The sequence below is a fragment of the [Pseudopropionibacterium] massiliense genome (assembly GCF_900607225.1).
Taxonomy (GTDB): Bacteria; Actinomycetota; Actinomycetes; order Propionibacteriales; family Propionibacteriaceae; genus Arachnia; species Arachnia massiliensis.
Window position 1 is genome coordinate 3445354 of the sequence record NZ_LR027842.1, and the last position, 24104, is coordinate 3469457.

Annotated in this window: 25 protein-coding genes; 10 read left to right on the top strand and 15 right to left on the bottom strand. The window is 66.3% G+C overall.

Features of this window, described 5'->3' with window-relative positions:
- Positions 1–150: 150 nt before the first annotated feature.
- Both E0E39_RS15425 and E0E39_RS15430 read left to right on the top strand, forming a co-directional pair.
- Positions 151–393 carry a FitA-like ribbon-helix-helix domain-containing protein gene (locus E0E39_RS15425; RefSeq protein ID WP_130875551.1) on the top strand — a complete coding sequence of 81 codons (243 nt, stop codon included), beginning with the start codon at positions 151–153 and terminating at the stop codon, positions 391–393.
- Positions 390–800, top strand: a complete 411-nt coding sequence (locus tag E0E39_RS15430; RefSeq protein WP_130875552.1) for a type II toxin-antitoxin system VapC family toxin — start codon at positions 390–392, stop codon at positions 798–800. Before E0E39_RS15425 ends, E0E39_RS15430 begins: the two co-directional genes overlap by 4 nt.
- Here the strand turns inward: E0E39_RS15430 and E0E39_RS15435 are convergent.
- On the bottom strand, positions 769–1488 hold the full coding sequence (locus tag E0E39_RS15435) for a TetR/AcrR family transcriptional regulator (protein WP_130875553.1): 720 nt from the start codon (positions 1486–1488) through the stop codon (positions 769–771). The two genes, E0E39_RS15430 and E0E39_RS15435, sit on opposite strands and share 32 nt — an antisense overlap.
- Positions 1489–1591: 103 nt before the next feature.
- Here E0E39_RS15435 and E0E39_RS15440 point away from each other — a divergent pair, with 103 nt between their 5' ends.
- The gene (locus E0E39_RS15440; RefSeq protein ID WP_130875554.1) at positions 1592–2524 is read left to right on the top strand and encodes a Rossmann-fold NAD(P)-binding domain-containing protein; all 933 of its coding nucleotides are present in this window, start codon (positions 1592–1594) and stop codon (positions 2522–2524) included.
- A gap of 18 nt (positions 2525–2542) precedes the next feature.
- Positions 2543–3268 carry an acetolactate decarboxylase gene (gene budA, locus E0E39_RS15445; RefSeq protein ID WP_130875555.1) on the top strand — a complete coding sequence of 242 codons (726 nt, stop codon included), beginning with the start codon at positions 2543–2545 and terminating at the stop codon, positions 3266–3268.
- Between the two features lie 120 nt (positions 3269–3388).
- On the opposite strand, the gene E0E39_RS15450 is transcribed toward budA, so the two are convergent.
- Entirely contained in the window at positions 3389–3922 is a 534-nt protein-coding gene (locus E0E39_RS15450; protein ID WP_342770206.1) for an STM3941 family protein, read from the bottom strand.
- Between the two features lie 54 nt (positions 3923–3976).
- Positions 3977–5152 (bottom strand): TerC family protein, encoded by a 1176-nt coding sequence (locus E0E39_RS15455; protein ID WP_130875557.1) that lies wholly within the window; start codon positions 5150–5152, stop codon positions 3977–3979.
- Between the two features lie 200 nt (positions 5153–5352).
- Between E0E39_RS15455 and E0E39_RS15460 the strand changes: the two genes are divergently transcribed.
- On the top strand, positions 5353–7245 hold the full coding sequence (locus E0E39_RS15460) for a penicillin-binding transpeptidase domain-containing protein (RefSeq protein ID WP_245988493.1): 1893 nt from the start codon (positions 5353–5355) through the stop codon (positions 7243–7245).
- Between the two features lie 137 nt (positions 7246–7382).
- On the opposite strand, the gene E0E39_RS15465 is transcribed toward E0E39_RS15460, so the two are convergent.
- Complete coding sequence (locus E0E39_RS15465) at positions 7383–8288, bottom strand: rhomboid family intramembrane serine protease (RefSeq protein ID WP_245988381.1); 906 nt, start codon at positions 8286–8288, stop codon at positions 7383–7385.
- A 100-nt stretch (positions 8289–8388) separates the two neighbouring features.
- Between E0E39_RS15465 and E0E39_RS15470 the strand changes: the two genes are divergently transcribed.
- Complete coding sequence (locus tag E0E39_RS15470; protein WP_207302526.1) at positions 8389–9615, top strand: YibE/F family protein; 1227 nt, start codon at positions 8389–8391, stop codon at positions 9613–9615.
- 159 nt (positions 9616–9774) lie between these two features.
- Here the strand turns inward: E0E39_RS15470 and E0E39_RS15480 are convergent, their stop codons facing one another.
- The 3 genes from E0E39_RS15480 to E0E39_RS15490 form a co-directional block, all read right to left on the bottom strand.
- Positions 9775–10017 carry a hypothetical protein gene (locus E0E39_RS15480; RefSeq protein ID WP_130875561.1) on the bottom strand — a complete coding sequence of 81 codons (243 nt, stop codon included), beginning with the start codon at positions 10015–10017 and terminating at the stop codon, positions 9775–9777.
- Positions 10018–10127: 110 nt separating this feature from the next.
- Entirely contained in the window at positions 10128–10526 is a 399-nt protein-coding gene (locus tag E0E39_RS15485; protein WP_245988383.1) for a type II toxin-antitoxin system death-on-curing family toxin, read from the bottom strand.
- Entirely contained in the window at positions 10523–11047 is a 525-nt protein-coding gene (locus E0E39_RS15490; RefSeq protein ID WP_130875562.1) for a Panacea domain-containing protein, read from the bottom strand. Before E0E39_RS15490 ends, E0E39_RS15485 begins: the two co-directional genes overlap by 4 nt.
- 366 nt (positions 11048–11413) lie before the next feature.
- Here E0E39_RS15490 and E0E39_RS15495 point away from each other — a divergent pair, with 366 nt between their 5' ends.
- Positions 11414–12970 (top strand): NosD domain-containing protein, encoded by a 1557-nt coding sequence (locus tag E0E39_RS15495; protein WP_245988385.1) that lies wholly within the window; start codon positions 11414–11416, stop codon positions 12968–12970.
- On the opposite strand, the gene E0E39_RS15500 is transcribed toward E0E39_RS15495, so the two are convergent.
- Positions 12913–13386 (bottom strand): hypothetical protein, encoded by a 474-nt coding sequence (locus tag E0E39_RS15500; RefSeq protein ID WP_130875563.1) that lies wholly within the window; start codon positions 13384–13386, stop codon positions 12913–12915. The genes E0E39_RS15495 and E0E39_RS15500 overlap by 58 nt on opposite strands.
- Before the next feature lie 81 nt (positions 13387–13467).
- Entirely contained in the window at positions 13468–13893 is a 426-nt protein-coding gene (locus E0E39_RS15505) for a T3SS (YopN, CesT) and YbjN peptide-binding chaperone 1 (RefSeq protein WP_130875564.1), read from the bottom strand.
- A 304-nt stretch (positions 13894–14197) separates the two neighbouring features.
- On the opposite strand from E0E39_RS15505, the gene E0E39_RS15510 reads away from it, so the two are divergent.
- On the top strand, positions 14198–15448 hold the full coding sequence (locus E0E39_RS15510) for an ATP-binding protein (RefSeq protein ID WP_130875565.1): 1251 nt from the start codon (positions 14198–14200) through the stop codon (positions 15446–15448).
- Between the two features lie 131 nt (positions 15449–15579).
- Here the strand turns inward: E0E39_RS15510 and E0E39_RS16670 are convergent, their stop codons facing one another.
- The 3 genes from E0E39_RS16670 to E0E39_RS15520 form a co-directional block, all read right to left on the bottom strand.
- The gene (locus tag E0E39_RS16670) at positions 15580–15714 is read right to left on the bottom strand and encodes a hypothetical protein (RefSeq protein ID WP_281275608.1); all 135 of its coding nucleotides are present in this window, start codon (positions 15712–15714) and stop codon (positions 15580–15582) included.
- A 111-nt stretch (positions 15715–15825) separates the two neighbouring features.
- On the bottom strand, positions 15826–17559 hold the full coding sequence (locus E0E39_RS15515) for a hypothetical protein (protein ID WP_130875566.1): 1734 nt from the start codon (positions 17557–17559) through the stop codon (positions 15826–15828).
- Between the two features lie 145 nt (positions 17560–17704).
- On the bottom strand, positions 17705–18622 hold the full coding sequence (locus E0E39_RS15520; protein WP_130875567.1) for a hypothetical protein: 918 nt from the start codon (positions 18620–18622) through the stop codon (positions 17705–17707).
- A gap of 327 nt (positions 18623–18949) precedes the next feature.
- Here E0E39_RS15520 and E0E39_RS15525 point away from each other — a divergent pair, with 327 nt between their 5' ends.
- The gene (locus E0E39_RS15525) at positions 18950–19936 is read left to right on the top strand and encodes a hypothetical protein (RefSeq protein WP_130875568.1); all 987 of its coding nucleotides are present in this window, start codon (positions 18950–18952) and stop codon (positions 19934–19936) included.
- A gap of 127 nt (positions 19937–20063) precedes the next feature.
- Here the strand turns inward: E0E39_RS15525 and E0E39_RS15530 are convergent, their stop codons facing one another.
- Both E0E39_RS15530 and E0E39_RS15535 read right to left on the bottom strand, forming a co-directional pair.
- A complete protein-coding gene (locus E0E39_RS15530; protein WP_130875569.1) occupies positions 20064–21239 on the bottom strand; it encodes a hypothetical protein in 1176 nt (391 codons plus the stop codon).
- Between the two features lie 7 nt (positions 21240–21246).
- Positions 21247–22188 carry a potassium channel family protein gene (locus tag E0E39_RS15535; RefSeq protein WP_130875570.1) on the bottom strand — a complete coding sequence of 314 codons (942 nt, stop codon included), beginning with the start codon at positions 22186–22188 and terminating at the stop codon, positions 21247–21249.
- A gap of 242 nt (positions 22189–22430) precedes the next feature.
- On the opposite strand from E0E39_RS15535, the gene E0E39_RS15540 reads away from it, so the two are divergent.
- On the top strand, positions 22431–22814 hold the full coding sequence (locus tag E0E39_RS15540; protein ID WP_130875571.1) for a hypothetical protein: 384 nt from the start codon (positions 22431–22433) through the stop codon (positions 22812–22814).
- Between the two features lie 124 nt (positions 22815–22938).
- On the opposite strand, the gene E0E39_RS15545 is transcribed toward E0E39_RS15540, so the two are convergent.
- The gene (locus E0E39_RS15545) at positions 22939–23577 is read right to left on the bottom strand and encodes a tetratricopeptide repeat protein (protein WP_130875572.1); all 639 of its coding nucleotides are present in this window, start codon (positions 23575–23577) and stop codon (positions 22939–22941) included.
- Positions 23578–24104 lie beyond the last annotated feature (527 nt).

Consider the following 24104-nt stretch of genomic DNA (forward strand, 5'->3'; position numbering starts at 1 on the left):
GGCCCGGGTTCGCTTGCCTTGTGGTCGTCTGCTTGCACTACAGCGCTGGTGAATGACGTGTAGGCAGGCGAAAGGGGAAATGCGAAGCCTCTTGACGCGAGGCAGTTTCCTTCGGGGCGATTGCTAGCATTTCTGTTGGGAGGTGTAAGCATGTCCACCATCACGATCCGAGGGCTCAGCGACGAGGTGCGCGATGAGTTGAAACGTTTGGCGGCTTTGAACAATCGCTCCATGGAAGCCGAGGCGCGCGAGGTTCTCACTAGGCATACTCTCGTCAACTCCGTTCGGGCGCGGGCCGATGCGATTCTTGCCGCAGGCTGGCGTCTCCGCGATGCGGGTGGTCCGGTGCTCACGGATGACGACCTTTATGACGAGACAGGTGCGCCCAGGTGATCCTCGACACCTCGGCCGTTATCGCCATCATGCGTGGGGAAACCGAGGCGGAGGGCTTCAGCATTGCCATTGCCGGCGCTGACATGGTGGGGATATCGGCGGGAACCGTGTTGGAGGCTCAACTTGTCCTTGGCGCCGCGAGGTCATCAGAATTGGATGATTTTCTCCGTGAGTGTCGCGCGGTGGTGCTTCCGGTGGACGACGCGACATTGCGAATCACCCGGTGGGCTGCTGCCAAGTACGGGAAGGGGACCGGGCATCCAGCCCGTCTCAATTACGGAGACTGCTTCTCTTACGCGACTGCCACGGTGACTGAACAACCTCTGCTGTTCAAGGGAGACGGCTTCATCCACACCGATGTCGGGGTGGCCTGGGTCAGGGACCCGTCCGGTCCTGAAGCTCCTTGAAGTTGCGGTGGGCCAGTTCGTCCAGGAACGCCGCCCCGTTCTCGACGCTGCCGACGTAGTGGCCGAACAGTTCCATGCTGATGCAGCCGAACAGTTCGGTCCAGCCCCGCAGGACGACGATGATCAGTTCGTCGGGGACCTCGCCGGGCATTCCCTGCTCGGTGATCCAGCGACGCACCCTGGCGAGGTCCTCCCGCAGCGCCGGGGCCGGTTCCGGTGAACCCGGAGGTGGCGTCGTCGTCCCCGCCAGCGACCTCAGGTCCGAGGCGATCCGGGCCAGCAGGATCGAGATCCGGGACGCAGCCGGGATGGTCTCCGGCGGGGCCTGGTAGCCGGGAACCGGGGTGCCGTAGATGAGGCCGTACTCGTTGCGGTGCTCCAGCGCCCAGCTGCGGGTGGCGCGCCACAGCGCCACCCAGCGGCCCTCGTGGTCCCCGCGCGGAATCCTGCCCTCGGCCTCCTCGACGGAGCGCCCCAGCGACTCGTAGGCGTCGACGATCAACAGGGTCAACAGGTCGTCACGGCTTTTCACGTAGCGGTACAGGGCGCCGGGGGTGACGTCGAGGTCGCGCGCCAGGGCCCGCATGCCCAGCCCGGAGGCCCCTTTCTCGACGAGGTGACGGTGGGCCACCTCGAGCAGTCTCCGCGTGAAGGCGTCGCGGGCCTGACTGCGTGGGGTGGGTGCCATGGTCCCAGTCTCGCACGCCACGCACGACAAAACCGTGAACGATGTTTACAAAATTGTGTGAACGGTGTTTACTGTTCTTGGGGATCGCAGGATCGGAGGAGACATGGAACACATCACCGTCATCGGGGCGGGACCGCTCGGCAGGGCCGCGACGCGCTCGCTCGTGGAGACCGGGCACCGGGTCACGGTCGCCACCCGCAGCGGCACACAACTGCCCGGGGCGCAGGCCGTCAGGGCCGACGTCGTCACGGGCGACGGCCTGGAGACGCTCGCGCCCGGGTCGGCGATCGTCGCCTGCTGCGGCATCACCTACACCATCGCCGGGTGGCGCCGCGACTGGCCCGTCGCCATCGACAACCTCATCGAGACGGCGGAACGGCAGGGCGCGACCCTCGTGGTGGCGGGGAACCACTACGCCTACGCGCGCGGCCGGATGCCGATGCGCGCCACCGACCCCCTCGACCATCCGCCGTCGGCGCTGGGCGAGGTCCGGGCCGAGGTGTCCCGCAGGCTGTTCGCCGCCCACGGGCAGGGACGCATTCGCGCGGTCGAGGTGCGGGGGTCGTCCTACCTCGGGGCCGACGCGGGCCCGGGCGCCTACCTGGGACCGCGGTTCGTGGATCCGCTGCTGGCCAAAGGGGCCACGAGCGTCCTCGGCGATCCCGACCTGCCCTACACCATGACCGCGATCCCGGACTTCGGACGTCTCCTGGCGCGCGCCGCCACCGATCCGGAGATGCCCGGTCGGGCCTGGCACGTCCCCAGCGCCCCGGCTGTCAGTGTCCGCGACCTGGCCCGGATGCTGCTGCGTGCCGCCGGCCGCGACGGCGAACCGAGGCTGCGCGTCATGCCGGCGTCGCTGCTGCGCGTGCTGGGTTGGTTCTCCCCGACGCTGAGGGCGGTGGGGGAGACCCTCTACCAGAACACCGAACCCTTCGTCGCCGACGACACCGACACCCGCGAACTGCTCGGCGAGACCCACACGCCCCTGGAGGAGACGGTGGCGGACATCGTCACAGCCCGGCGCAGGGGTTGAGGCGTCTACTGTGGGGGTATGACCGCACATGCCGTCACTCGCCACGAGATCTTCCAGACGAATCTCATCTCCGCTCTCGCCCAGGGCGTCTACGAGGACGAGATGACGCTGGCCGAGCTCCTCGGCCACGGCTCCTTCGGCGTCGGCACCTTCAACGGGCTCGACGGCGAGATGATCATCCTGGGCGGTGTCTGCTACCGACTGCGCGGCGACGGGTCCGTGACCGTGCCCGAGTTGACCGAACGCACTCCCTACGCCGTCGTGACCAACTTCGTGCCGGGTCTGGGACGTTCCTTCGCGGGACCGGTGACGCGGGAGGAGTTCTCCCGGGCCATCGATGCTTTCGTGCCGAGCTCGAACTACATGTACGCGCTGCGGGTGACCGGCCGATTCGCATGGGCGAGCGCACGCACGGTGACGAAACAGGATCGTCCCTACCGACCCATGGTCGAGGCCACCGACGGCGAGGAGATCGCCCGCCACGAGGACTTCAGCGGAACGATCGCCGGGTTCCGCACACCCCTGTACGAGTCGGGAATCTCGGTGGCGGGCTGCCACGCGCACATCATCGACGACGACCGCACCTGGGGTGGGCACCTGATCGATTTCGTCCTTGAGGAGGGCGAGGCCGAACTGTGCCTGGGCACCGACTTCCACGTGCGTCTGCCGCTGACCGAGGAGTTCCGCACCGCCGACCTGTCGGAGGACATGACCGAGGATATCCGCCGGGTCGAACATCACTGAGCCGCCAGGGCACCTCTCGAATCCGCGGCGCGGTGATTCGGGCCGCGCCCGCTGGTCGGGGTACGGCCCGAACCCCGTGGCTTCAGTCCTCGGTCGTGTTGCCTTTGACCGGCGTCGTGCTCACTGGTGAAGAGGAGGGTTGTTTCTCATTCCTCCGGTGCCGTAATGAACGCGGTACGACTCCAGTATTCGGTACAGCTGTTCCGTCGTCGTGCCTTCGTACATGCTCGAGATTCCACCTTCCACTCCGGAAAATAACTGTAGAACGCTCCGCCCTATTTTCTGCCTTTCATAACCTGGCTGGTACGTGATCCCCACCATGGGGCTCCCTTTGATGCTGGTCATCTCAAAACTGGCGACGTCGACCCACCGCGCACGAAAGACCTTCTTTCCCATCATGGGCATCTCGAACCCGTTCTCGTCCAGCAGCAGGTATTGTGGATGTGCCAGCATGTAGAGAGACGCGGGTAGGCACAGCACCCCGAAGAACCCAAACCCGAGAATTCCTATCAGCAAATTTTCCGAGGGGTTGGAGAAGATCAGAAACAACGAAACGGCGGCGAAGGCCAAACAGCCGATTATCAAGAAGATCACCTGTTTCCGACTTCGAGTAAAGCGAATAGGGGGATAGTCCATGTTTTTACCTCGATACATACCATTGTCCGTGAATTGAGTGTATCAGGCAGGGGGTTCGTGGAATTCGCAGTGTCAGGCGTCGTGCATTCTGTGGACTTTCTCCAGGGTCGCCTCGAGGCCGCTGGAGTCCATGTATTCGGCGACGAACCTGGGGTTGTATTTCTTCAGGCCGGCCTCTCGGGTGATGATGTCCTGGTAGAGGGCTTCGCGTTCCTCGTCGGTGTTGTGGTACTCGGTGTGCAGGTAGGAGTGGGCCCGGCGGTCCAGGCTGCGGATGGCGCTGGCGACGAGACCCTTCCGGCTGAACAGGGAAACCGCGACGGTGATCGTCAGAATCGTGAGGATCACGATCAGCGAGTCGATGTCCCCGATGTCCCACACGTCGACGTGTTTCCCGCCGTTGATGAACGGCACGTTGTTCTCGTTGAGGGCGTGGAGGATCAGTTTGACGCCGATGAAACCGAGCACTGCGGTGAGCCCGTACTTGAGGTAGATCAGGCGGTCCAGGAGGTCGTCGATCAGGAAGTACAGCTGCCGCAGCCCCATCATCGAGAACGCCGTCGCCGTGAACACCAGGTAGACGTTGGTGGTGACGCCGTAGACGGCGGGCACGGAGTCGAGTGCGAACAGCAGGTCGGTGCCGCCGATGGCGATCATCACCAGCAGCATCGGGGTCAGCACCTTGCGGCCGTTCTCGACGGTGAAGAGCTTGTCGCCGTCGTAGTGGTCGGTGGTGCGCAGGTACTTCTTCGCCATGCGGATGACGAAATTGTCGGCGTCGCCGGAGTCCCCGTCCTCGGGGGCCAGCATCCGCCCGGCCGTGATCATCAGTATCAGACCGAAGATGTAGAAGGTCCAGCTCCACGCCTCCAGCATCGCCTTGCCGAGCGCGATGAACACCGACCTCGTCAGCAGGGCGAAGACGATGCCGAACAGCAGTGCCTTCTGCTGATCCTGCCTGGGCACGGCGAAGGATCCCATGATCACGAGGAAGACGAACAGGTTGTCGACGCTCAGCGCCTTCTCCAGCAGCCAGCCGTTGAAGTACTGGGTGCCCATCTCGACGCCGCCGAGGACGGTCACCGCGACCCCGAAGAGGATCGCCAGGCCCACGTAGATGATGGACCAGACCGTGGCCTCCTTGAGGGTGGGGGCGTGCGCCCTGCGGACGTGAACGAAGAAGTCGAAGGCGAGCAGCCCCGCTATGAGCAGCAGGGTCAGGACCCAGATCCAGAGAGGGACGGTCAACCGGCTCACTCCTCGATAGAGATTCGACAGGCAGTCGCGGGTCGATCCGGGGAAGTGATCTGGCGACCCCGTCAAGAGTACCTGCCCCTGCGCAGGAAGCCGATCAGCGTCCATGTCGAGCCGCGAACCTCCCGTCGGTTGTGGTGGTGGGTCCCGGTAGTCTCGTGGCAGCGAAATTGTGGAAGGGAGCCGACGTGACCATGAAGACCCCCCGGAGGGCTGTGCTGGCCGCCGCGACGGCCTCCGTCCTGATGCTCGGCGGCTGCGCGCCCGGCGATTCCGGGCAGGAACGCGACACCCCACCCGACGGGGTGCCGGCCGCCGACGACGTGGTGGCGGGGCTCGCCGCGGGAATCCAGAAACTGGACCTCACGGGCATCCCGCTGTCCGCCCCGCCCGCCGACGCCACCACCGAGCTGAAGACCATCTTCGCCGGCATGGACGACATCACGCCGACGGTGGAGTCGGCGGGAATCCGCTACGCGGCCGACGGCAAGACCGCCACCGCGCACCTCAACTACACCTTCCCCGTCGGCCAGGAGGGCTGGAAGTACACCACCACCGTCCCCCTGGAGAACGCGGACGGCAGCTGGCAGGTCACGTGGTCACCGACGGTGGTGCACGAGAAACTCTCCGCCACGACGCGCCTCAGACACCAGCGCAGCTGGCCGAAACGCGCCGCCATCAACGACCGCGACGGGGTGGCGCTCGTCGAGGAACGCACCGTCTACCAGGTGGGAATCGACAAGTCGAAGTCCGAGGAGTCCACGTGGCAGGCGGCCGCCGAGCAGCTGGCGCAGCTGCTCGGGGTCGACGCCAACGAGTACACCCAGAAGGTCCTGGCGGGCGGTCCCAAGCAGTTCGTGGTGGCCAAGACCGTCTCCCAGGACCAGGTGCCCTCCACGGTCTCCAGCATCCCCGGGGCCTTCGTGAAGGAGTCCTCCGCCAGCGTCGCACCCTCCGACACCTTCGCCGTCGGTCTGCTCGGTCGGGTCGGGAACCCGTCGAAGGAACAGGTGGAGAAATCGGGTGGCGCCCTGATGACCTCGGACATGGTCGGGATCAGCGGCCTGCAGCAGCGCTACGACGAGCAGCTGCGGGGGGCGCCGAAGATCAACATCGACGTGGTGGGGCGTTCGGGCCAGAACGTCGATCCCGTCCCGTTGTTCTCCCAGGAGTCCAGCGTCGGCAGCCCCATCCAGCTCTCGCTGGACCGCGGCATGCAGGAGAAGGCTGAATCGGTGCTCGACAGCCACGTCAGCTCCGGGATCGCCTCCCTGGTGGTGCTGGACATCAAGGACGGCGGGGTGCTCGCCGCCGCCAACTCGAAGGGCTCGGGCGAATACCCCTACGCCACCTTCGGGAAGTACGCGCCCGGCTCGACGTTCAAGGTCGTCTCGTCGCTGGCGCTGCTGCGCGCCGGCCTGCGGGCCGACTCGGTGGTGCAGTGCCCCGCCACCATGCAGATCGGCGACAAGCAGCTGAAGAACTACGACGGCTACCCGGCCGACAAGACCGGCAGCATCACCCTGACCCAGGCGGTCGCGAACTCCTGCAACACCGCGTTCGGGACCAACGCCGACAAGATGTCCCAGGAGAAGCTGCAGCAGGCGGCCGCCACCCTCGGGGTGGGCACCGACTACGACGCCGGGTTCGCCTCCAACTTCGGGAAGGTGGAGTCCGCCGACGCCCCGTTCGACCTCTCGCTCAGCATGATCGGGCAGGGCCGTGTCGAGATGTCGCCGCTGGGCATGGCGACGGTCTCGGCCAGCGTCGCCGCCGGTGAGACGCGCATCCCGTGGCTGGTGAAGGGACACGAGGCGAAGTCGACGGCCACGCCGCTGACCCAGGACGAGGCCTCGCAGCTCCAGACGCTGATGAAGGCCGTCGTCGCGGAGGGGTCGGGCAACGTCCTCCAGGGCGTCATGACCGGCGCGAAGACCGGCACCGCCGAGTTCGGCGACGCCGCCGCCGACACCGCCCACGCCTGGATGATCGCCTGGAACGACAAGTACGCGGTGGCGGCCTTCGTCCAGGACGGCCAGTCGGGATCCGGAACGGCCGGGCCGCTCATCAAGGCCATGTTCAGCTAGGTATCCGGGGGCCGGGTTCTGGCCACCGGTTGTGGGGTGGTTTCGACTCGGACTGCTCCTTCGTCGCGGTCCGGCTCAACCAGCTTCGGGAAGGTTCCTCGTGCCCCCCGGCTCAGCCGGCTTCGTGCGGGGGAGGGTCAGCCCGCGATGGTCACCGCCCGCGCCACGATCGCGGCGACGGCCAGCAACGCGACCAGACCCACCAGCGGCCACTGCCAGCGTTGCCGCTGCTCGCGGGGGAGCCAGATCAGGGCGGCCGTGACGGCCATGCCACCGAGCAGACCGCCGAGATGTCCCTGCCAGGAGATGAAGCTCGACCCCACGAACGTGATGGCCACGTTCACACCCAACCAGACGAGGATGCTGCGCACGTCGCCGTGGTGTTTCCACGCGATCAGCAGCACCGCCCCCATCATCCCGAAGATCGCCCCGGAGGCGCCCATGGTGGTGATGTACGGGTCGGAGAACCACATCACCACGGCCGATCCGGTCACCGCCGAGATCAGGTACAGAGCCAGGAACCGGGCGCGCCCCAGCACCGATTCGAGCTGCGGTCCGAGCACGTAGAGGGCCACCATGTTGAAGGCGATGTGAATGACGTCGAGGTGGGTGAAGGCGTTGGTCAGCACCTGCCACCAGGCCCCGGAGGCGACGCCGTTGGTCCACGTCGCCCCGAGGGCGGCGCACTGGGCCGGGGAATCCGCCGCGAGGATGTAACGCTCCGTCGCGCAGAATCCCTGGGCCTGGATCGCCAGCATCCTGAACAGGGGGCTTCTCTGCCCGCCGGTCAGCAGGATGGTCAACCAGACCACCGCGTTGATCCCGACCAGCACCTGCGAGGTCAGGGCGGGCCGGCTGCTGCGGGAACCACCGTAGGGCAGCTGCCCCTGACGGGTCTGCCGGCGACCCGCGGCGACGCAGTCGGGGCACTGGAATCCGACGGAACCCGCCACCATGCACCGGGGACAGATGGGACGGTGGCAGCGTTGGCAGACGATCCCCGTGGCCTGGTCGGGGTGCCGGTAGCAGGCGCTCTCTAGCATGGCCGCAAGGCTACCCGTCGCGATCGTCATTCCGGTGGGAATCCGGCCCATCCGTTGCGGAACGGGGCAGGATCGGGGCCGCCGAGTATCGTGTTTCCCCATGGGCGCAGGACATTCACATTCTCACTCGACGGAGGAACTGGAACACGTGGGGGTGAACTGGACGGCGCGCAACGTCCTGATCGGTTTCCTGGCGGTGATCGGGGTGCTCACGGTGGCCGGGCTGATCTGGCTGTGGCCGTCGGGACAGGACCTCTCCTCGATGGTGAAGAAGGTCTACGACGCCCAGAACCTGACCCACGAGAGCGCCACCATCACCGACATCAAGGAGGGTTGCGACACCCAGCAGGTGGGGCAGGCGAAATGCCTGACGGCGACGGTCACCATCTCCACCGGCGAGGACGCGGGCACGTCGGTGGAGATCTCGCTGCTCGGCCCGCAGGCGCAGTCCGGGTTGAGGACCGGGGACGTGATGGAGGTCAATCGCATCGACACCGGGAACGGGATCAGCTGGTCCTACTCGTCGGTCAATCGCCTTCCGGTGCTGGGGGTGCTGGCGGTGCTGTTCGTCGTGGTGGTGTTGGCGGTGGCGCGCTGGAAGGGGTTGTTCGCGCTGCTGGGGCTCGGATTCGCCGGGGTGGTGCTCGTCGGATTCATGCTGCCCGCGCTCATCACCGGAAAACCGGGTATCGCCGTGGCGCTGGTCGGGGGCACGGCGATCATGTTCGTGGTGCTCTACGTGGCGCACGGCGTCTCGATCCGGACGTCGACGGCCCTCGCCGGCACGCTGCTCGGGTTGGCGGTCACCGCCGGGTTGGGGGCGCTGTCCGCGGAGTTCGCCCGGTTGTCGGGTTTCGCCGAGGAGAACGAGTACGACCTGGCGCAGCTCCTGCCGGGGATGAACTTCCGGGAGCTGTTGATGGTGGGCATCATCGTCGGCGGGCTCGGTGTGCTCAATGACGTGACCATCACGCAGAGCTCGGCGGTGTGGGAGCTGCGCGCCGCGGCCCCGAGGATGGGGCGGGGGAAGTTGTTCGCCGCCGGCATGCGGATCGGTCGCGACCACATCGCATCCACCATCTACACCATCGTCTTCGCCTACGCGGGCGGCTCCATGGCGGTGCTGCTGCTGCTCTACTTCACCGACCGCCCGGCCACCGCCCTGCTGAACGCGGAAATGTTCGCGAGCGAGATCGTCCGCACCCTCGGCAGCGCCATCGGCCTGATCCTGAGCGTCCCCATCACGACGGGCATCGCGGCCCTGACCGTCGCATCCCCCGAACCGGAACCGCAGGGACGGCACGCGGTGGGTGTCGAAGTGGAGTGAGGGAAGGTCGGGTCCCCAACCTTCTAGGCCAGCAGCCCGAGGGGAATGACCGCGACCCCGTCGTCGCGACGGTAGGCGTATTCGCCGGTGGTGACGACCACCTTACGGATACAGCTCGATGGAAGGAGACGGCTATGGCTTGCGCGCGCCAGGGAAAGGTCAACAACACCTACGGTCGTTGCCCTTGAGGAGGGGCGCGAGGGCGTCCTTGTCCTCAAGGACGGCGCCCGGTAGGAGACCGCTGCCACCGAAGGCCTGCAGCATGATCTCCCGGTGCGGCCCAGGCCGTTCCGCGAGCAGGAGCCGCAAACCGTCGGAGACCACGTCATTCAAGGTTCTTCCCAGGGAGGCTGCGCGTTCCTCGGCGCTGGATGCGCCAGCGCCGATGTAGGGGTGGGGCATGACTCCGACAACCAGGTCGGGCTCATGGTTCGGCCGAGATTTCGACAAATTTCTTGGGCACATCATCTGAGGGTCTGTACGTGGGGTCAAGAATATCCGGTGGTTCAAGATCATTGCACTGTTATTTTCGTGCAGTCGTTGAACCATTTGATCAGGCCGGCGTAGTCCAGAAGGCGCTGGTCGTTCTTGTCCCAGATGCCGAGGGCGCGTATGACGTGGGCGGCCTCATCTTGGTCCACATCCAGTTCCATGCCGTTCAGATTCAAGAAAATCACTGCGATGAGCCAGGCGAGACGCTTGTTGCCGTCCTGGAACGCCTGAGCCTCGGCGATTCCGAAGGTCAGGCGCGCGACCTTCTCGATGAGCGTGGGATACAGGTCGGTGCCGCCGAATGACTGAAAAGGCTGCGCCAGTGTGCTTTCGAGCTTTTCTCGGTCGCAAAGGGAACCGGCATTGACCTCTTGCCAGTAGATTTTCAAGCAGAGGTCAAGGCCGATTCGCGTCGTCACTCGGCCAGGAGAGCCAAGGTGCGGCTCCAGCGCTGGCCCATGCGGGCTGCGAGATTCACGGCATGGTCGGGATCCGCATCCTGCAGGGGCGTTGAGGGCCGCACCGGACCGGTGCCGTTCAAGCTTTGACGCGTGTACTCACGACGCATGGAGTCGTGAGTGATCTCGGTGGTACCACGGGCATTGTCGGGAAGGTCGCCCCGGGCCTCGCGCCAAGGCCGTTCGGCATGGCTCAGCACGGAGAGTTCCTCACCGGTCTTCTCGCCGTAGTGCGTCAGCACCGCATCGGCTATGGCCTTCTGGCCGGCGTCCATGTCGCCAGCGGGGTGGGGCTTCTCGTGCCAGACATCGCTGACTACCGGACCATTGATCCAGGCCTCGATCCGGTCCTCGAACAGGGGACTGCCCGTCCAGGCAAGCGACCAGGCCTGTGCGTAGTAGAGCAGCTTGTGCTTCTGGGTGCGTCCGTCGAGGTGCTGCCTACTCTCCATGTAGCGAAGCACGTCGCTCGCCCATGTCATCTGAATCGCCTCCTCCACGTCACTCGACAGTCTGCATCCAACTCTCTGACTTCATCATAGGTCGCGATACCCACAACCTCGTAGAAGCCCATCAGTGGTGTGCGACCTGCCTGCTCGCGGCGTCTTCCCGGCGATTGGGCCGGGGACGGTTGGGGCGGTGGTTACGGCTGTCCTCGATGCTGGATGTGCCAGCGACCGCGTCCGCGGAGCCAGGCGATCAGCAGGAGGGTCGGGATGCGGGGCCGTAGCGATGCCCGGGCGAAAGATTTTCGCGACGTCGTGAAAGGTTTTAGAGCGTATACGCCACAAAATCTTTCCGAATGACATAACGACGAGACCGGGGCGGGCGCGGGCGGGGGTGACCCCGTGATCTCGGGCGCGAAGAACCCCACCACGTGGAAGGACGCCGGCGACGGCACCTGGGCGACCGCCAACGACATGGTGCGGTTCTGTGACGTCTGCACCACGAACAAGGACCCGGAGGTCGAGGGCATGGCGGCCCATCCCGAGCAGGTGTTCGTGGACGGCCAGCCCCTGACCCAGGTCGCGACCAGGGCCGAGGTGACGTCCTCCAGCTTCTTCGTCGACGACCCCGATCCCGTCACGCTGAAGGAACCCGGCAACAGCCGGGGCGGGTACAACGTCAAGCCCCACACCGGCACCTCCTACGTCATCGGCGTCAACCCCGCCGAGCACACGGTGGAGGTGGTCCAGCGCTCGCGGGCCCTGACCATCTCGGCGGCCGGGTCCGCGCTCAAAGGGGTGACGGTCGAGAAGTACTCGCCCGTGCAGGAATGGGATTACGCCGACCCCGAGATCGGTCTTTTGAGCGGCGGCGCCATGGTGTTCGCATCGGCCACCGACCTCAGGATCGAGAACTCGACCTTCCGTTACTCCTCGGCGGCGTCGGCCCTCGGTGTCGCCAACTCGCAGAACTCGACGATCAGCGGGAACGTCTTCGAGAACAACGGTGCGGGCGGCTTCGGGATCGACAAGTCCAGCAACATCACCGTCGAACACAACCGGTGGACATCGAACAACACCTCGGGTTTCAACACAACCACGTGCGAGGCCTATTGCACCCTCGGTGACACCAAGATCACGCACGCCGAGAACATCCGCTTCGCCCACAACACCGTCGACTACTCGAACTCCGGCAAGGACGCCTCCCTCCCGGAGAACTACGGCGCGGATCGTCGGGTGGGTGTCTGGTTCGACGAGGGCGTCATCAACTCCCAGATCGTGGGCAACTACTTCGTCAACGTGCCGGTGGCGATCTTCAACGAGGTCTCCTCCAAGAACATGATCGCCTCCAACATCATCGAGGGTGCCGGCGCCGGGATCCACGTCTCCGGATCGGACAACACCCAGATCTGGAACAACACCATCTCGCACGCACTGACGAGCATCTTCATCCAGGAGGACACCCGCTCCAAGGGATGCAACAAGCGCGACGCGAACGGCACCTGCACGAGTCCGCAGAAGTGGAGCGTCGAGCACGGTCTGTCGTGGGACACCACCGACACCACGATCTACAACAACATTCTCTCCTCGGAGCAGACCAACCTGGGAGATGACCCGTGGCGCTACGCGATGACGATGAAGGTCACCGGTGACAAGAACACCGACGGTTCCGCCGCCGTGTACGCCAACGAGATGGTCACCGGCATCGACCACAACGCCTACTACCGGGCTCCGGCGCAGGCGAACGTGCCCAGCACCACCGTGCTGTGGAACTGGGGACCGAACAAGCCGGGAGACACGGTCAACGCGGCAACCCTCTCCGAGTTCACCAACAGCGAACACGTGACGGCCGCCGGCCGTGAGGCCAACGGTCTGGACCCTCGTCGCAGCTTCCGCCGGCCTCACCGGGCGAGCGCCGTGATCAACCAGGCCGCGCTGATCACGTACAGGGCCGCGTAGAACAGGTGCAGTGGCCGGTTGAGTTTCGTGTAGCGGTCGATTTCCTGCTGCGTCAGGGCGCCGCCACTCACCATTTTCTCCTCGACGGTTCCGAACCCCGTTGCGACGTGTACCGTCAGGAAGATCGGGAGCACCGCGACCGCGTAGACCTGCGCGGGCAGCGGCCGGGAGAGGTTCAGCAGCAGCGAGACGACGGAGACGACCAGCTGCACCAGGTAGCAGGTGCCGTAGAGGAGTTTCACGTTCGAGCCGGCGCGGAAAGGCGCGTAGGACTGCTGCAGCTTCTCCAGCCCACCGCTCCTCAGCATGTGCGTGAAATAGGCCCCCAGCGTGATGACGTAGCTGAGCAGATAGCCGGCCAGCACGGCACAGAGAATCACGTTCGTCAGGTAGAGGAAGTGCGCGACGGACTCCATGATTTCATCGTAGGAGCCGTGTCAACGGGGCGGTGCGGGTGATCCCGCGTCGAGTGTCTCGAATGGGCAGAGGTGCCGGGGTCAGGACGCCTCGTGGAACAGACTGCCGCCGAAACGTTCCTTGATCTTCTGGCCGTCGTTGTTGGCGGACTTCAGCATGCCGACGACCGCCCAGGCGAGGGTGTCCTCGTCGAGGTTGTCGGCCAGGAGGGTGTGGCGGAACATCAGGACGGCGGAACCGTCGAGGGGTTCGAGGTAGATGTGTCCGAAGGTGTAGGAGTTGTCGAGGGCGACGAACTCCAGTAGTTCAGGGGTGAGGGTGAGGTCCTTGACCATGAGGATCTCGATGGTGACGAAGGAGTTGGTGTCCTCTTCATCGACCCGGATGAACGCCCGAGCCGATTCGTGGCGCAGCGTGAAGGTGTTCTCGTCGGCCTTCTGCAGGTTGCTGCTGATCTTGAGCAGCAGCTTCTGCACCTTGGCGAGGGCGGGGTGGTCGGATTTCATGGCAATCCTTACATCATGGGCCGGGGCGCTTCCGGAACGGTCAGGGGTCATGATCCAACATACTTGCCGACCGGCGGTCCCGGCATCCCGGGCCGGGGCGCTTCGCGCTCGCTGCACTCTTCGCTGCTCCCCCCGCGGTGCGCTTGTCTTGTGGTCGTGTGCTTGCGATGTAGCGCTGGCGTTCATCCGTAAGGCAGGCGTTCCCGTCGGGAAGGGTGGCGGGTGACGGGGCGAACCTACGAAAATATGCCTGCGAACCTACGAGAATTCCTCTGCGAACCTACGAACCGAGTAGGTTTGGGGCATGTCTGGTCTGGTCGAACGACATGCGTTGCCGGTTGGCCGGGAGTACCTGGCCACCTTCCCCGTGACGGTCATCGAAGGCGCCCGGCAGGTGGGGAAGACCACTCTGGCGCAGCAACTCGTCGCGGACACCGAGGCGACCTACGTCACCCTGGACGACGAGGAGCAGCTGGCCACCGCGCGCGAGGACCCCAGGGGTTTCCTGACGCAGGGCGGGGATGGCACGCTCGTCATCGACGAGGCCCAGCTGGCGCCCGGGCTGACCCGGGCGCTGAAGGCCGATGTCGACCGCGACCGCCGCCCGGGCCGGTTCATCCTGACCGGCTCCTCCGATCTGCTGCGGATGCCCGGGCTGGGGGATTCGCTGGCGGGCCGGGCGGTCACGCTGCGGCTGCGGGGCTTCAGCGTGGGGGAGACCGAGAATCGGCGCGACGACTTCTTCGCGGCGCTGCCCGCCCTGTCCGACGCCCGCCGCTGGGAGACGACCTGGACCCGCCCCGACTACGTACGGGCCCTGGCCAGGGGCGGCTTCCCGGAGGTGCGGCTCCTGAGCGGGCGAACCCGGAACGCGTGGCTTGACGGCTACGTCGCCCGGGTGCTGAACCGGGATGCGGTGCTGTTGCAGTCGGGGCACCAGGCGGCGCGGCTGCAATCGCTGCTCCGGTTGATCGCGGCCAATCAGGGAGGTGAGCTGGTCAAGGCGTGGCTGGCGGAACAGGCGAACCTTCCCGCCACCTCCGTCACCGCCTATCTCGACGTGCTGGTGGGGGTGTTCGCGCTGGAGGAACTGCCGCCGTGGTCGCGGAACCTGACCAGCAGGGAAACGGGCCGCAGGAAGGTCGCGGTCAGCGATTCCGCTCTGGCCCTGCGCCTGGCCTGGTTGACCGAGGCGCGGCTCCTGCCCGTCACCGCCGAGGCCCTGGGTGGTCCCTTCGAGGCGTTCGTCGCCACCGAACTGTTGAAGCAGCAGACGTGGAGCGAGCAGGAGTTCCGCCTCTTCCACTACCGCGACCGCGGCGGCGTGGAGGTGGACGTCGTCGCCGAGTTCGACGACGGCACCGTCGTGGGCATCGAGGTCAAGACCTCCGGCACCTACCGCTCGGAGCATTTCAAGGGCCTGCGGTTCCTGCGCGACAGGCTGGGGGACCGGTTCCGCTGCGGGGTGGTGCTGGGCATGGCCGGCCGCGGGCACGTCATGTCGGACCGGCTCGTCGGGCTGCCCGCCTCCGCCGTGTGGGAACTGGGAGGGTGAGCGGGATCCGTCGGCCAATGCCCGCGACGGATCCGCCCCGAGGTGTTTGCGGAAATACAGGTCGGTGATCTCCTCCCTGTCCGGCGCCTCCGGCGGATCGATGAAGAACAGCCCGTCGGAACGCCCCGGGATCATTCCGATCCCCGCTTGACGAACAGCTTGCCGGGCGGCAGCGGTTCCCACTGCAGGTCGCCGGCCATGAGCCGTTCCCGGCCGGTGAGGGGCCTGTCCTTGCCGCGGCCGGGGCGCAGCACGTTGTGCTGCACCAGCGGGGCCCCGGAGCCGGGGTGTCGCCGCGAGGCACGAAACGCGATGCGACCGGGCGGCGGACGACGGCGGGGTGTCGGCCTCGGGCGGGGGTTGTCGGTTCGGACATGTCAGTTCTCCCTGGTGGCGGTGGGCCAGCCGTCGATCAGCTCCAGCAGGGGGGCCTCGAAGGCGTCCAGTTCCTTGTAGGTCAGGTTCGCGTCGGTGAGTTCGGCCATGGCGTTGCGGTAGAGCTGGACGGAGTGGTCGTAGGCCTCCTGCCTGGCGCGTTCCAGCGCCTCGACCTCCCGGGCTGCGGCCTTCTTCTTCTGCTCACCCAGGTACCAGACGACCCCCGCCCCGATGAGCGCCGCGAGGATCCCCGCCAACGGGTGGATGATGAGCAGCACGACCGCGATACCGGCGGCGATCAGGGCGGGCAGAAGGTAGTACTTGTTGTTGAAACGGGCCTGTTCGATCTGCGGGTTCATGGTGTTGCCCCAGGCCTCCCGGAGGAGGCCCTCCGCGGCCTGCTGGCCGGAGTTGACGTGAACCTTCGCTCCGACGAAACCGTGGGTGGCGGCGTGGTTGGAGTGGTGTGCGCCGAAATCGAGGACGACGTCGGGTTCCTCCTTCGCCCGGTAGCCGCTGCAGTAGCGGCCGACCGCGGCGCGGAAGTCGTCCCGGACCACGCCGATCGCCATCTTCTGGGTGTTGACGCTGATGCCGATCAGCTCGGGGCTGATCGCGCCCATGGTCTGGATGGTCACCGCGTCGTTGGTTTCCTCCAGGGCCTCCTGCAGCAGCTCCGCCTTCCTCTCCGCCCGCTCCAGGTCCCCTCGTTCCTCGACCATGGCCTCGTGGTAGGTGACCTCGCGCCTGAGGGGCAGCTCCTCGGCGTCGAACTCCGTCACCAGCGTGTCGAGGATGTCGTCCAGGAGGTCCTCCAGGGATGCGGGTGGCACCGCCTCGTGGTCGCGCACCTGCCGGTACTTCGCCAGCACCTCGGGCAGCGCCGAGGCCGCCTCCATGTTCCCCCGGATGGTGTCCCACTGGGTGCACAGGTGCCGCAGGGCCTGGTATTCGTTGTCGCCGAGCCGGAGCTGATGGGTTTCCAGCTCGGAGGTCCAGCGCCCGACCTGCTCCTCGACGGCCTCCGGGTACTGCCGGAGTTCCCGGGGCCACTCGGACAGTTTCGCGGAGAGCAGTTCGCTGCCCTCCGGGCCGAAGGCGTTGCAGGCACTGGCCTCCAGGATGACCGCGAACTCCCGGGTCAGCGCCGACGGGTCGAGCGAGGCTACGTAGTGGCGCAGCCAGCGCACCGAACCGGACATGCGTCCCTGGCGGCGCAGCACCAGGGTGAAGAACAGGCTGGTCTTGTGGCGGTCGCGGGGGAAGGCCTCCCCGACCGACTTCTCGGCGATGTCCCGGCGGTCGTGGGACCAGGCCGCCAGGGCCGCCAGGGCCGGGGCCAGCCAGTAGCGGGGGGTCTGGGTCATCAGCTCCTCGGCGACGCTGGTGGCCACGGCGTTGGAGATGTCGCCAATGTCGAAGCCCTGCAGCAGGCCAACGGAGGTTTGGCGGACCACGGAGTAGTGCCCGAACTCCCGGTCCAGCCGCGCCTTGAGGTCCACGACCTTCATCTGCGACTGCTGCACCGCGGCGGCGCGGGCGGTCTCCTCGATGAACTGCCGGAATTCCTCGCGGAGGCCGGCCAGCTCCGTGCGGGTCAGTTGGAGGTCGTTGCGGACGGCGCCCAGATGGGCCTGGACGCCGTTTATCTGGTTTCCGAGGTTGTTGATGACCTCGCGTCCGACATTGTGGATCTGCTGGGACAGGGGTCTCAGGTCGAATGATGTTGACATGGTTCTCCTACGTTCTCAGGTGACGGGGTCGCCGTCGGGGTGGACGGGGATCACGGTGCCGTCGTTGTAGACCTCGACGAAGGCGTAGGCGCCGTTCCGGGCCAGGGGGTGGCCATGGCGAACAGGATCCATGACGGACGGAAGCTCAGCCGGCCGTGTCCAGGTCCTTCAGGATGGCGAAGATGTCGGGGGTGATCCGGTCCGGGGCCCGGCCCCCGATCCTGTCGGCCGCCAGACGGAACGCCGTCGTCGGTGACAGGGCCCCGGAGCGCAGGTGCTGGTAGAGGCCGACGAGCTGCTTGCCGAGCACCACGTCGGTGAGGTTGATGTCGGTGGCGGCGTGCTCTTCCCGCAGCTCCTCGAACGCGTCGTTGCTGATCAGTGGGAGGGTCAGGTTCTCGTGAACCCAGCGCGCCCCCAGGGTTCGTTTCGCGGTTTCCGTGACGAACGCGATGTCCTTCCGGATCTCCTCGCGCGTGGGGGTGTGGCCGTCGGACAGTTTGGCGCGTTCCTCGATGAGCCCGTCGACGGGCCAGCGTCCGGGAACATGGGTGGGGCTGAAGGGGTAGGACCGCATGATCCTGAACAGCCTGGTCAACCATTCCCTGCGGAGATCGCCGAGGCCCTCGAACCGTGCCAGCACACGCCCCGGGGCGCCGTCGCTGCGGGTGGGTTTGGCCCGGGCGCCGATCCGGACCCGTTCGGCGCGTTTCTGCTCCGACAGCTGGCTCCTGGCAACCCGCATCAGGTACGCGGGAAGGTTCCTGATGACGCGGCCCGGGTGGCGGCTGTTGTCGCGGGTGAGCTGGTTCACCATGCGTTCGAGCAGGTCGTGGTGGAGATCCAGACACCCCGCTTCCCGGCAGGCGGGGTGCAGGCCCGTGCCCTCGGGGTCCGTGTGGCCGTAGGGTGCCGTCCGGGTGGGACAGCTCGTGAGGCGATGGAACCGGGCCGATCGTTCGGCGTGGGTGATGTGCCAGGCCGCCTCGGCCAAGGGGGCGATGTCGATGTCGCGCCACCTCGCATCCTTGGCCGTGTCGGCTGCGGCTCCTTGCCCCGTCATGGCCAAAAGTGTTTCGCAACCACGTGGAAGAAGGGGGTGGGGGATCCAAGTTGACACAGAAATGACACAGGTGGTGCGTCTGGCCGCGTGCGGCTCGACGACACCGCGCAGCTGCGTGGCCGTCGTCCATCCGGTGGACAGGGTGTGGTTGGCGGCCGTCCGTCATGAAGAGCTGAACAGGAAGGAACCCGGTGGAATCATCACGAGAGCGACTGTGCGACGGGCGGAGGTGCGACGGCCCGCGGTGGAGCCCGTCGTGGGGGAACGGGTTCACGAGGTGTCGTCCCGCGCTCCGGGGTGACGATCTCCCGGAAACGGAGGACTGAGGTGCTGCACCAGGAAATGGGTGGGCATGTGATGAAAACCGAACGGGCGCCGATCCGCAACATCGGCCTGGGAATGGTGCTGATCGGACGCGAACCCGTCGCGCCCGCCGGTGCCGTCGCGATCAACCTGCCCGGTGCCGTGCTGGACCTCGACCCCGCGCGCCCCGACCTCGTGCCGTCGTGCCTGGTGGGGGACGTCGGCGTGGCGGAACCCGGGGTGGAACAGGTCTTCGGGAGGCCCGTCGCCAGGGGGCTGCTGGACGTGGTCTCCGAGGAGGGGTGTGGATCCGGGATCTACCAGGTGTGCGGGGGCGAGGCCCTGGGGTTGCTGCGCGGGCTGGCGGAGATCCGCTGGTGCCGCGACAACTCGGATCTGCTGCTCGATCCCCTGCTGCTGGACCTGGAGGAACTCACCCTCCTCGGGCGCCTGGCCGTGCGCATCGAGGTGGACCGGGAGTGGCGGGAACCGCTGCTGGCCCTGCTCGGATTCCTGGCGCGGAGCCCGGAGGTGTCCTCGCGCATCCGGGGGCATCCGGCATCGAGGAACCTGCTGCTGGAGGCCGCCGATGTCCTGACGGGAACGGCGATCCCGGAAGCCGGGACGGCGGGACGGCCGCAGGCGCCCCGGTACGCGCTGGCCGCGGGTGGGATGGAAGCCGAGGAGGAGGACGTGGATCCCTGCCCGCCGCAGGGTCCCGGTGAGGCATCCACCACGAAGGACGCGCGGCGCCTGACCGCCCAGGGGGTGTTCGACCTGCGGTTGTGCGTGGTCACCGGTGACCGGAGGCCCCTGGAGACGGGGCTTTCCGCGCTGGAGGCCGCGATGGAGATATGGCGGGCCGGTGGGGCCGGGGCGGAGGCCGGGGCGAGTGCGGAGCTGCTCGATCTGGCCCGGGACCCCGCCTTCCCCGCGAGCTGGCCCGTGCGGCCGAGCGTCGCCGAGCGGGTGCATGCGCGCACTGGTACGAAACCGGGGGGATGGGCGTAACCGGGAATGGGAGGGTGGGTTCGCTCCGGTCGGCGCGGTTGCGCAGCACTCAACCCGGATTTTGGCCCATCGGGGCCTGATTCTCGGGTTGGGTGCTGCAAAACCGGGGGAAGTTCGGCGGGACCGCTCAGTCGGCGACCTCCGGGAAGATCTCGATGCCCTCCGAGGCCAGAAACTCCCCCATGGTGTTGACGACGTTCTCGTCCAGCGATCGCTGGCCCTTCGTGAGATCGTTCCACGGCTTGTTGAAGTAGTGGCCCGCGCGACCGTTGCGGCGCTGGAAGTGGCTCCAGCGGCGGTGTTCGGCGACGCTGAGGGTGAAGATCTGCTCGCCGGTCAGCGCAGGCGCGGGCGCGGGGGTTTCGCTGCGGCGCCAGCCGAGGCCGACGGAGGCCAGCTTCACCGGGTAGTCCAGCACCACCGCCCGGTTGCTGCTTCTGTTGAACCCGGAGAGTTCCTCCCACGGGGTTTCCACCAGCCGCGATCCCGTCGGGTTGCCCTCCGCCATTCCCTGCCGCCGGTAGCTCTCGTGCACCTGCTGCGCCAGGTGTTCGATGCTCCCGGAGTCCAGCAGCGGCGGGGTGTCGCTGGTGACCGTCCAGCCGGAACGCTGCATCATCTCCGGCAGGCGGGACGCCAGGTCGATGGCCCACTGCTGCACGTCGCGGGCATCGGCGTCCCCGGGCAGCGCGTCGGCGAGGAGCCGTCGCAGCCTGAGCTGCATGGATCGCAGCTGCGACGGCCCCGCCAGCGGAGCGGGTGCCAGGGGGATCCCGGTCTCGGCGTTCATGCCTCCCGCCTCCAGCACCTCGCGGGCCGCTCGCGCGTCGTCCCGGGTGAGCAGGTCGACGCCCAGTTCCAGCCGGCGCGTATCGGGTGTGACGTCGATGATCTCGCCGCTGTCCGTGTCCCGCACGATGTTCGCGCTGAACAGGCTCGGGGAGTCCGGTGGCCAGCTCTCGGCGTCGCGGCGCAGCTCGGCGCGGAGCAGGTCGGCCTCGTTGCGTTCCAGGACCTCGGGGTCGGCCAGCAACGCGTCCCGGGAGATCAACCGCACCCGGTCGGCGACGTCCCCGAACAGGTCTTTCCAGTGGGTGTTCTGGTCCACCACCAGACCGATGTGGGTGGTGGGGTCCTCCAGCAGCTCCCGGGCGATGGTCACCGCGTCGCTGGATTCCGTCAACGCCAGGTAGACCCGGATACCGCCGACCGTTCCCCTGCCCTTCTCCGGTGGCACCCAGGTGTCGCGGAACTCGTTGACCCTCGCCTCCACGCACGCGGGGAGCAGACAGATATTGCTCATGAGTTTCCTAATACCGAGCCCTCGCCTCCACGCACGCGGGGAGCAGGGTCATCCGCTCCACCTGCACGGCGTCGCCGAACTTCTGGACCAGCTCGTCGGCCCAGCCGGTTCGTTCGCTCAGGCAGAGGACGCGGGGTCGCCACCCGTCGTGCTGCCAGCCGAGGATGATGCGACGCGTCAGCTCGGCCGCCAGGGGGCCGTCGCCCACGACCACGGGGTCGGGGACGGCGGCGTCGCTGGGGAAGGGCGGGCACAGCCGCAGGGTTTCCAGCGCCAGCTGGGTCACGCGACACACCGAGCGGGTGGCGTCCGAGGATGTGCGCGTCCACTGCCGGGCCAGGGCGGGGGAGTCGAACAGCGCCAGCGGTTTGACCTCGGGCGCGCTCGAGGCGACGCGGCTGACCAGGTTCGCGGTCTCGTTGTCGTCGCTGCCGACTATCACCACGTCTCCGGCGCCGCGAATCACCCGCGTCAGGTGCGCGTCGCTGAGATCCGGGAGGACCGAGACGCCCCTGCCGGCCAGCCAGGCCTGGTCGGAGGGGTCGAGGTCGCCGACCACCACGACCTTCGTGCCCGCCTCGCGGTAGGTGTCGTTGCCTGCCAGCGACGCCGCCTCCGGTCCGTTGCCGACCACGACGACGTGGTTCCGTCGCCGTTTGGCGTCGAAGAGCTGCTTCTGGTGCGTGAAAACAGCCAGGAGGACCTTCGCCACCGTGAAGAACGCGATGATCAGGGCCAGCCAGCGTGCCAGATTCAGAGTCAGCGGGGGGTTCTGTTCGGGCATGTCCAGGGCGAACAGCTGGAAGGCCCGGTAGAGGGCATCGAGGCATTGGAGGGTCGGGTCGGTCTCCCGCCAGCCCCACGTGCCAAGTGCCAACACCAGCAGCACGACGACGACCGCCCCGAGCAGGTACGCCTGACCCGAGTCCCGGTCCTTGTGATTTTCCATGGCCACGCCAACCTCCAGGAATCGACCTCACGACTCCATGACGGACAACAGGGCGGAGCCGGTCGTGCCGATGGTGGTTGAGCCGACCTGCGAGCGTCAGCGAGTGGGTCGTGTCGAAACCTCTTGCGGGTGTCCGGGGACCTGGGGTTGGAGTCTGCCATTCGGGTGCGAGGTGGTTTCGACTCAGCCGTTCGCTGGCGCTCACGTGCTGGTCCAACCTGCTTGACGTAAGGTGTCGGAGCATGGACACCAGCGCTCGGTTTCGCCGTTCGGGTCGGGTCAGGCTGGTTCGGGTGGCCGAACGGGTCGAGACCTGGACCACCGACTCCGGCAGCACCATGACCGCCCAGCCCGGTGACATGATCATCAGCTCCGGGGAGCGCACCTGGAGCATCACACCAGGCTGCTTCGCCGCCACCTACGCGCAGGTCGAGGGGGATGTGTACGAACGCACCGGCGAGGTGCGGGCGCGACGCGCAGAACCGGGGGAGCGGGTCGCGACCCAGGAGGGCGAGGACGTCGCGGGTCAGGACCAGTGGCGGGTCACCGACGACACCGGCAACTCGTGGTTCGTCCCGGAGGACGTCTTCGCGGCGAACTACCGTCCCGTTCCCGAAGCCGATTGAGCCGGACTGAAGCTGGTTGAGCCGGGCTGCGACGAAGGAGCGACCCATGTCGAAACCACGTGACGAGTATCCGCAGAACCTGCGCCCAGCCCCCCGGTGAGGGGTCTTCGGAGTGGGGTCTGAGTCAGTCCTCCTCGAATCCGAAGCGTTCGGCCAGCTCGGCGGCATAGGCGAGCCATTCGTCCCGGTCGTCGGGGTCGCAGTCGGCGTAGTAAAGGGCGGCGTGGTAGGACATGCGTGCCAGTTCTTTGTTTTCTGGTTGTATTGCCAGCGCGTCGCGGAGGCTGATTGCTGCTTCTCGCCACAGGGAGATCCGCTCGGGGTCCTCGGTGGGCAGCAACTGGGCCAGTCGTGCTGCCGAAATTCCCAAGTCCTGCAAGGCCTGAATACTTCCGGGCAGCCGTGTAACGAGGTCACGACAGATGACAAGGGCTTCCCGGTAGAGCTCCAATGCTTGTTCGGGGTCGTTGCCGCGGAGTAAATCGGCAATATTGTTTAGAGAAGTAATGAGGTTTTGCTTGATTCGAAGGTTTTCAGGTTGAGCCTCGCTGAGGTCGCGCCGGATGCTGAGAGATTTCTTATAAAGTTCCAATGCCCGTTCAGGATTGACGCGTTCAATCAATTTGGCAACGTTCTCAAGGGTGATAGCCAGATCCCTTCTGACTTCGAGGTTTTTAGGGTACGCTTCAGCAAGATCTTGCGAGATCTTGAGTGATTCTCGATAAAGCTCTGACGCCCGCCCCGTTTCAACACTTCGCAGCAAGGAGGCTTATTCACAGGCGACGCGTCGACCAGCGAAACCCCTAGTCAGAGCGCACTTGAGGATGGCTGTGAATAAGCCTCAAGGAGGCCGTATTGTTCAAAGAGCCAACAAGATCCCTCTTGCTCTGAAGGCTGTTCGGAGACTCTTCGGCGAGATTACGTCGGATACTAAGAGACTTTTGAAATAGTTTCAAGGATTGCTTTCTGTCGATCTCTCGCAGCAAGTTTCCTACATTGAGGCTTATTCATAGGGGTGTTTTGGTTTCCCTCAGCTAACGCTTTATCCCGAGGGGGGATGTGAGGGCGGCTTGCCCGATCTGGGATAATTCAAAGTGTAGAAACAAAAACCTCAGATGAAAGACAAGCCGCTGCCATGAATACTACCACAAGCCTTGACCGCAACCAGATCCTTGACCTGTGCGAACTGATCCACACCTCCCGTTCCGGAAACCTTCCCGCAGCAGGGTCCCGCACCTTGGGGTTGTTCCGCTGTATCCAGGTCACTTTGTTGACGCTCAGACACAATCT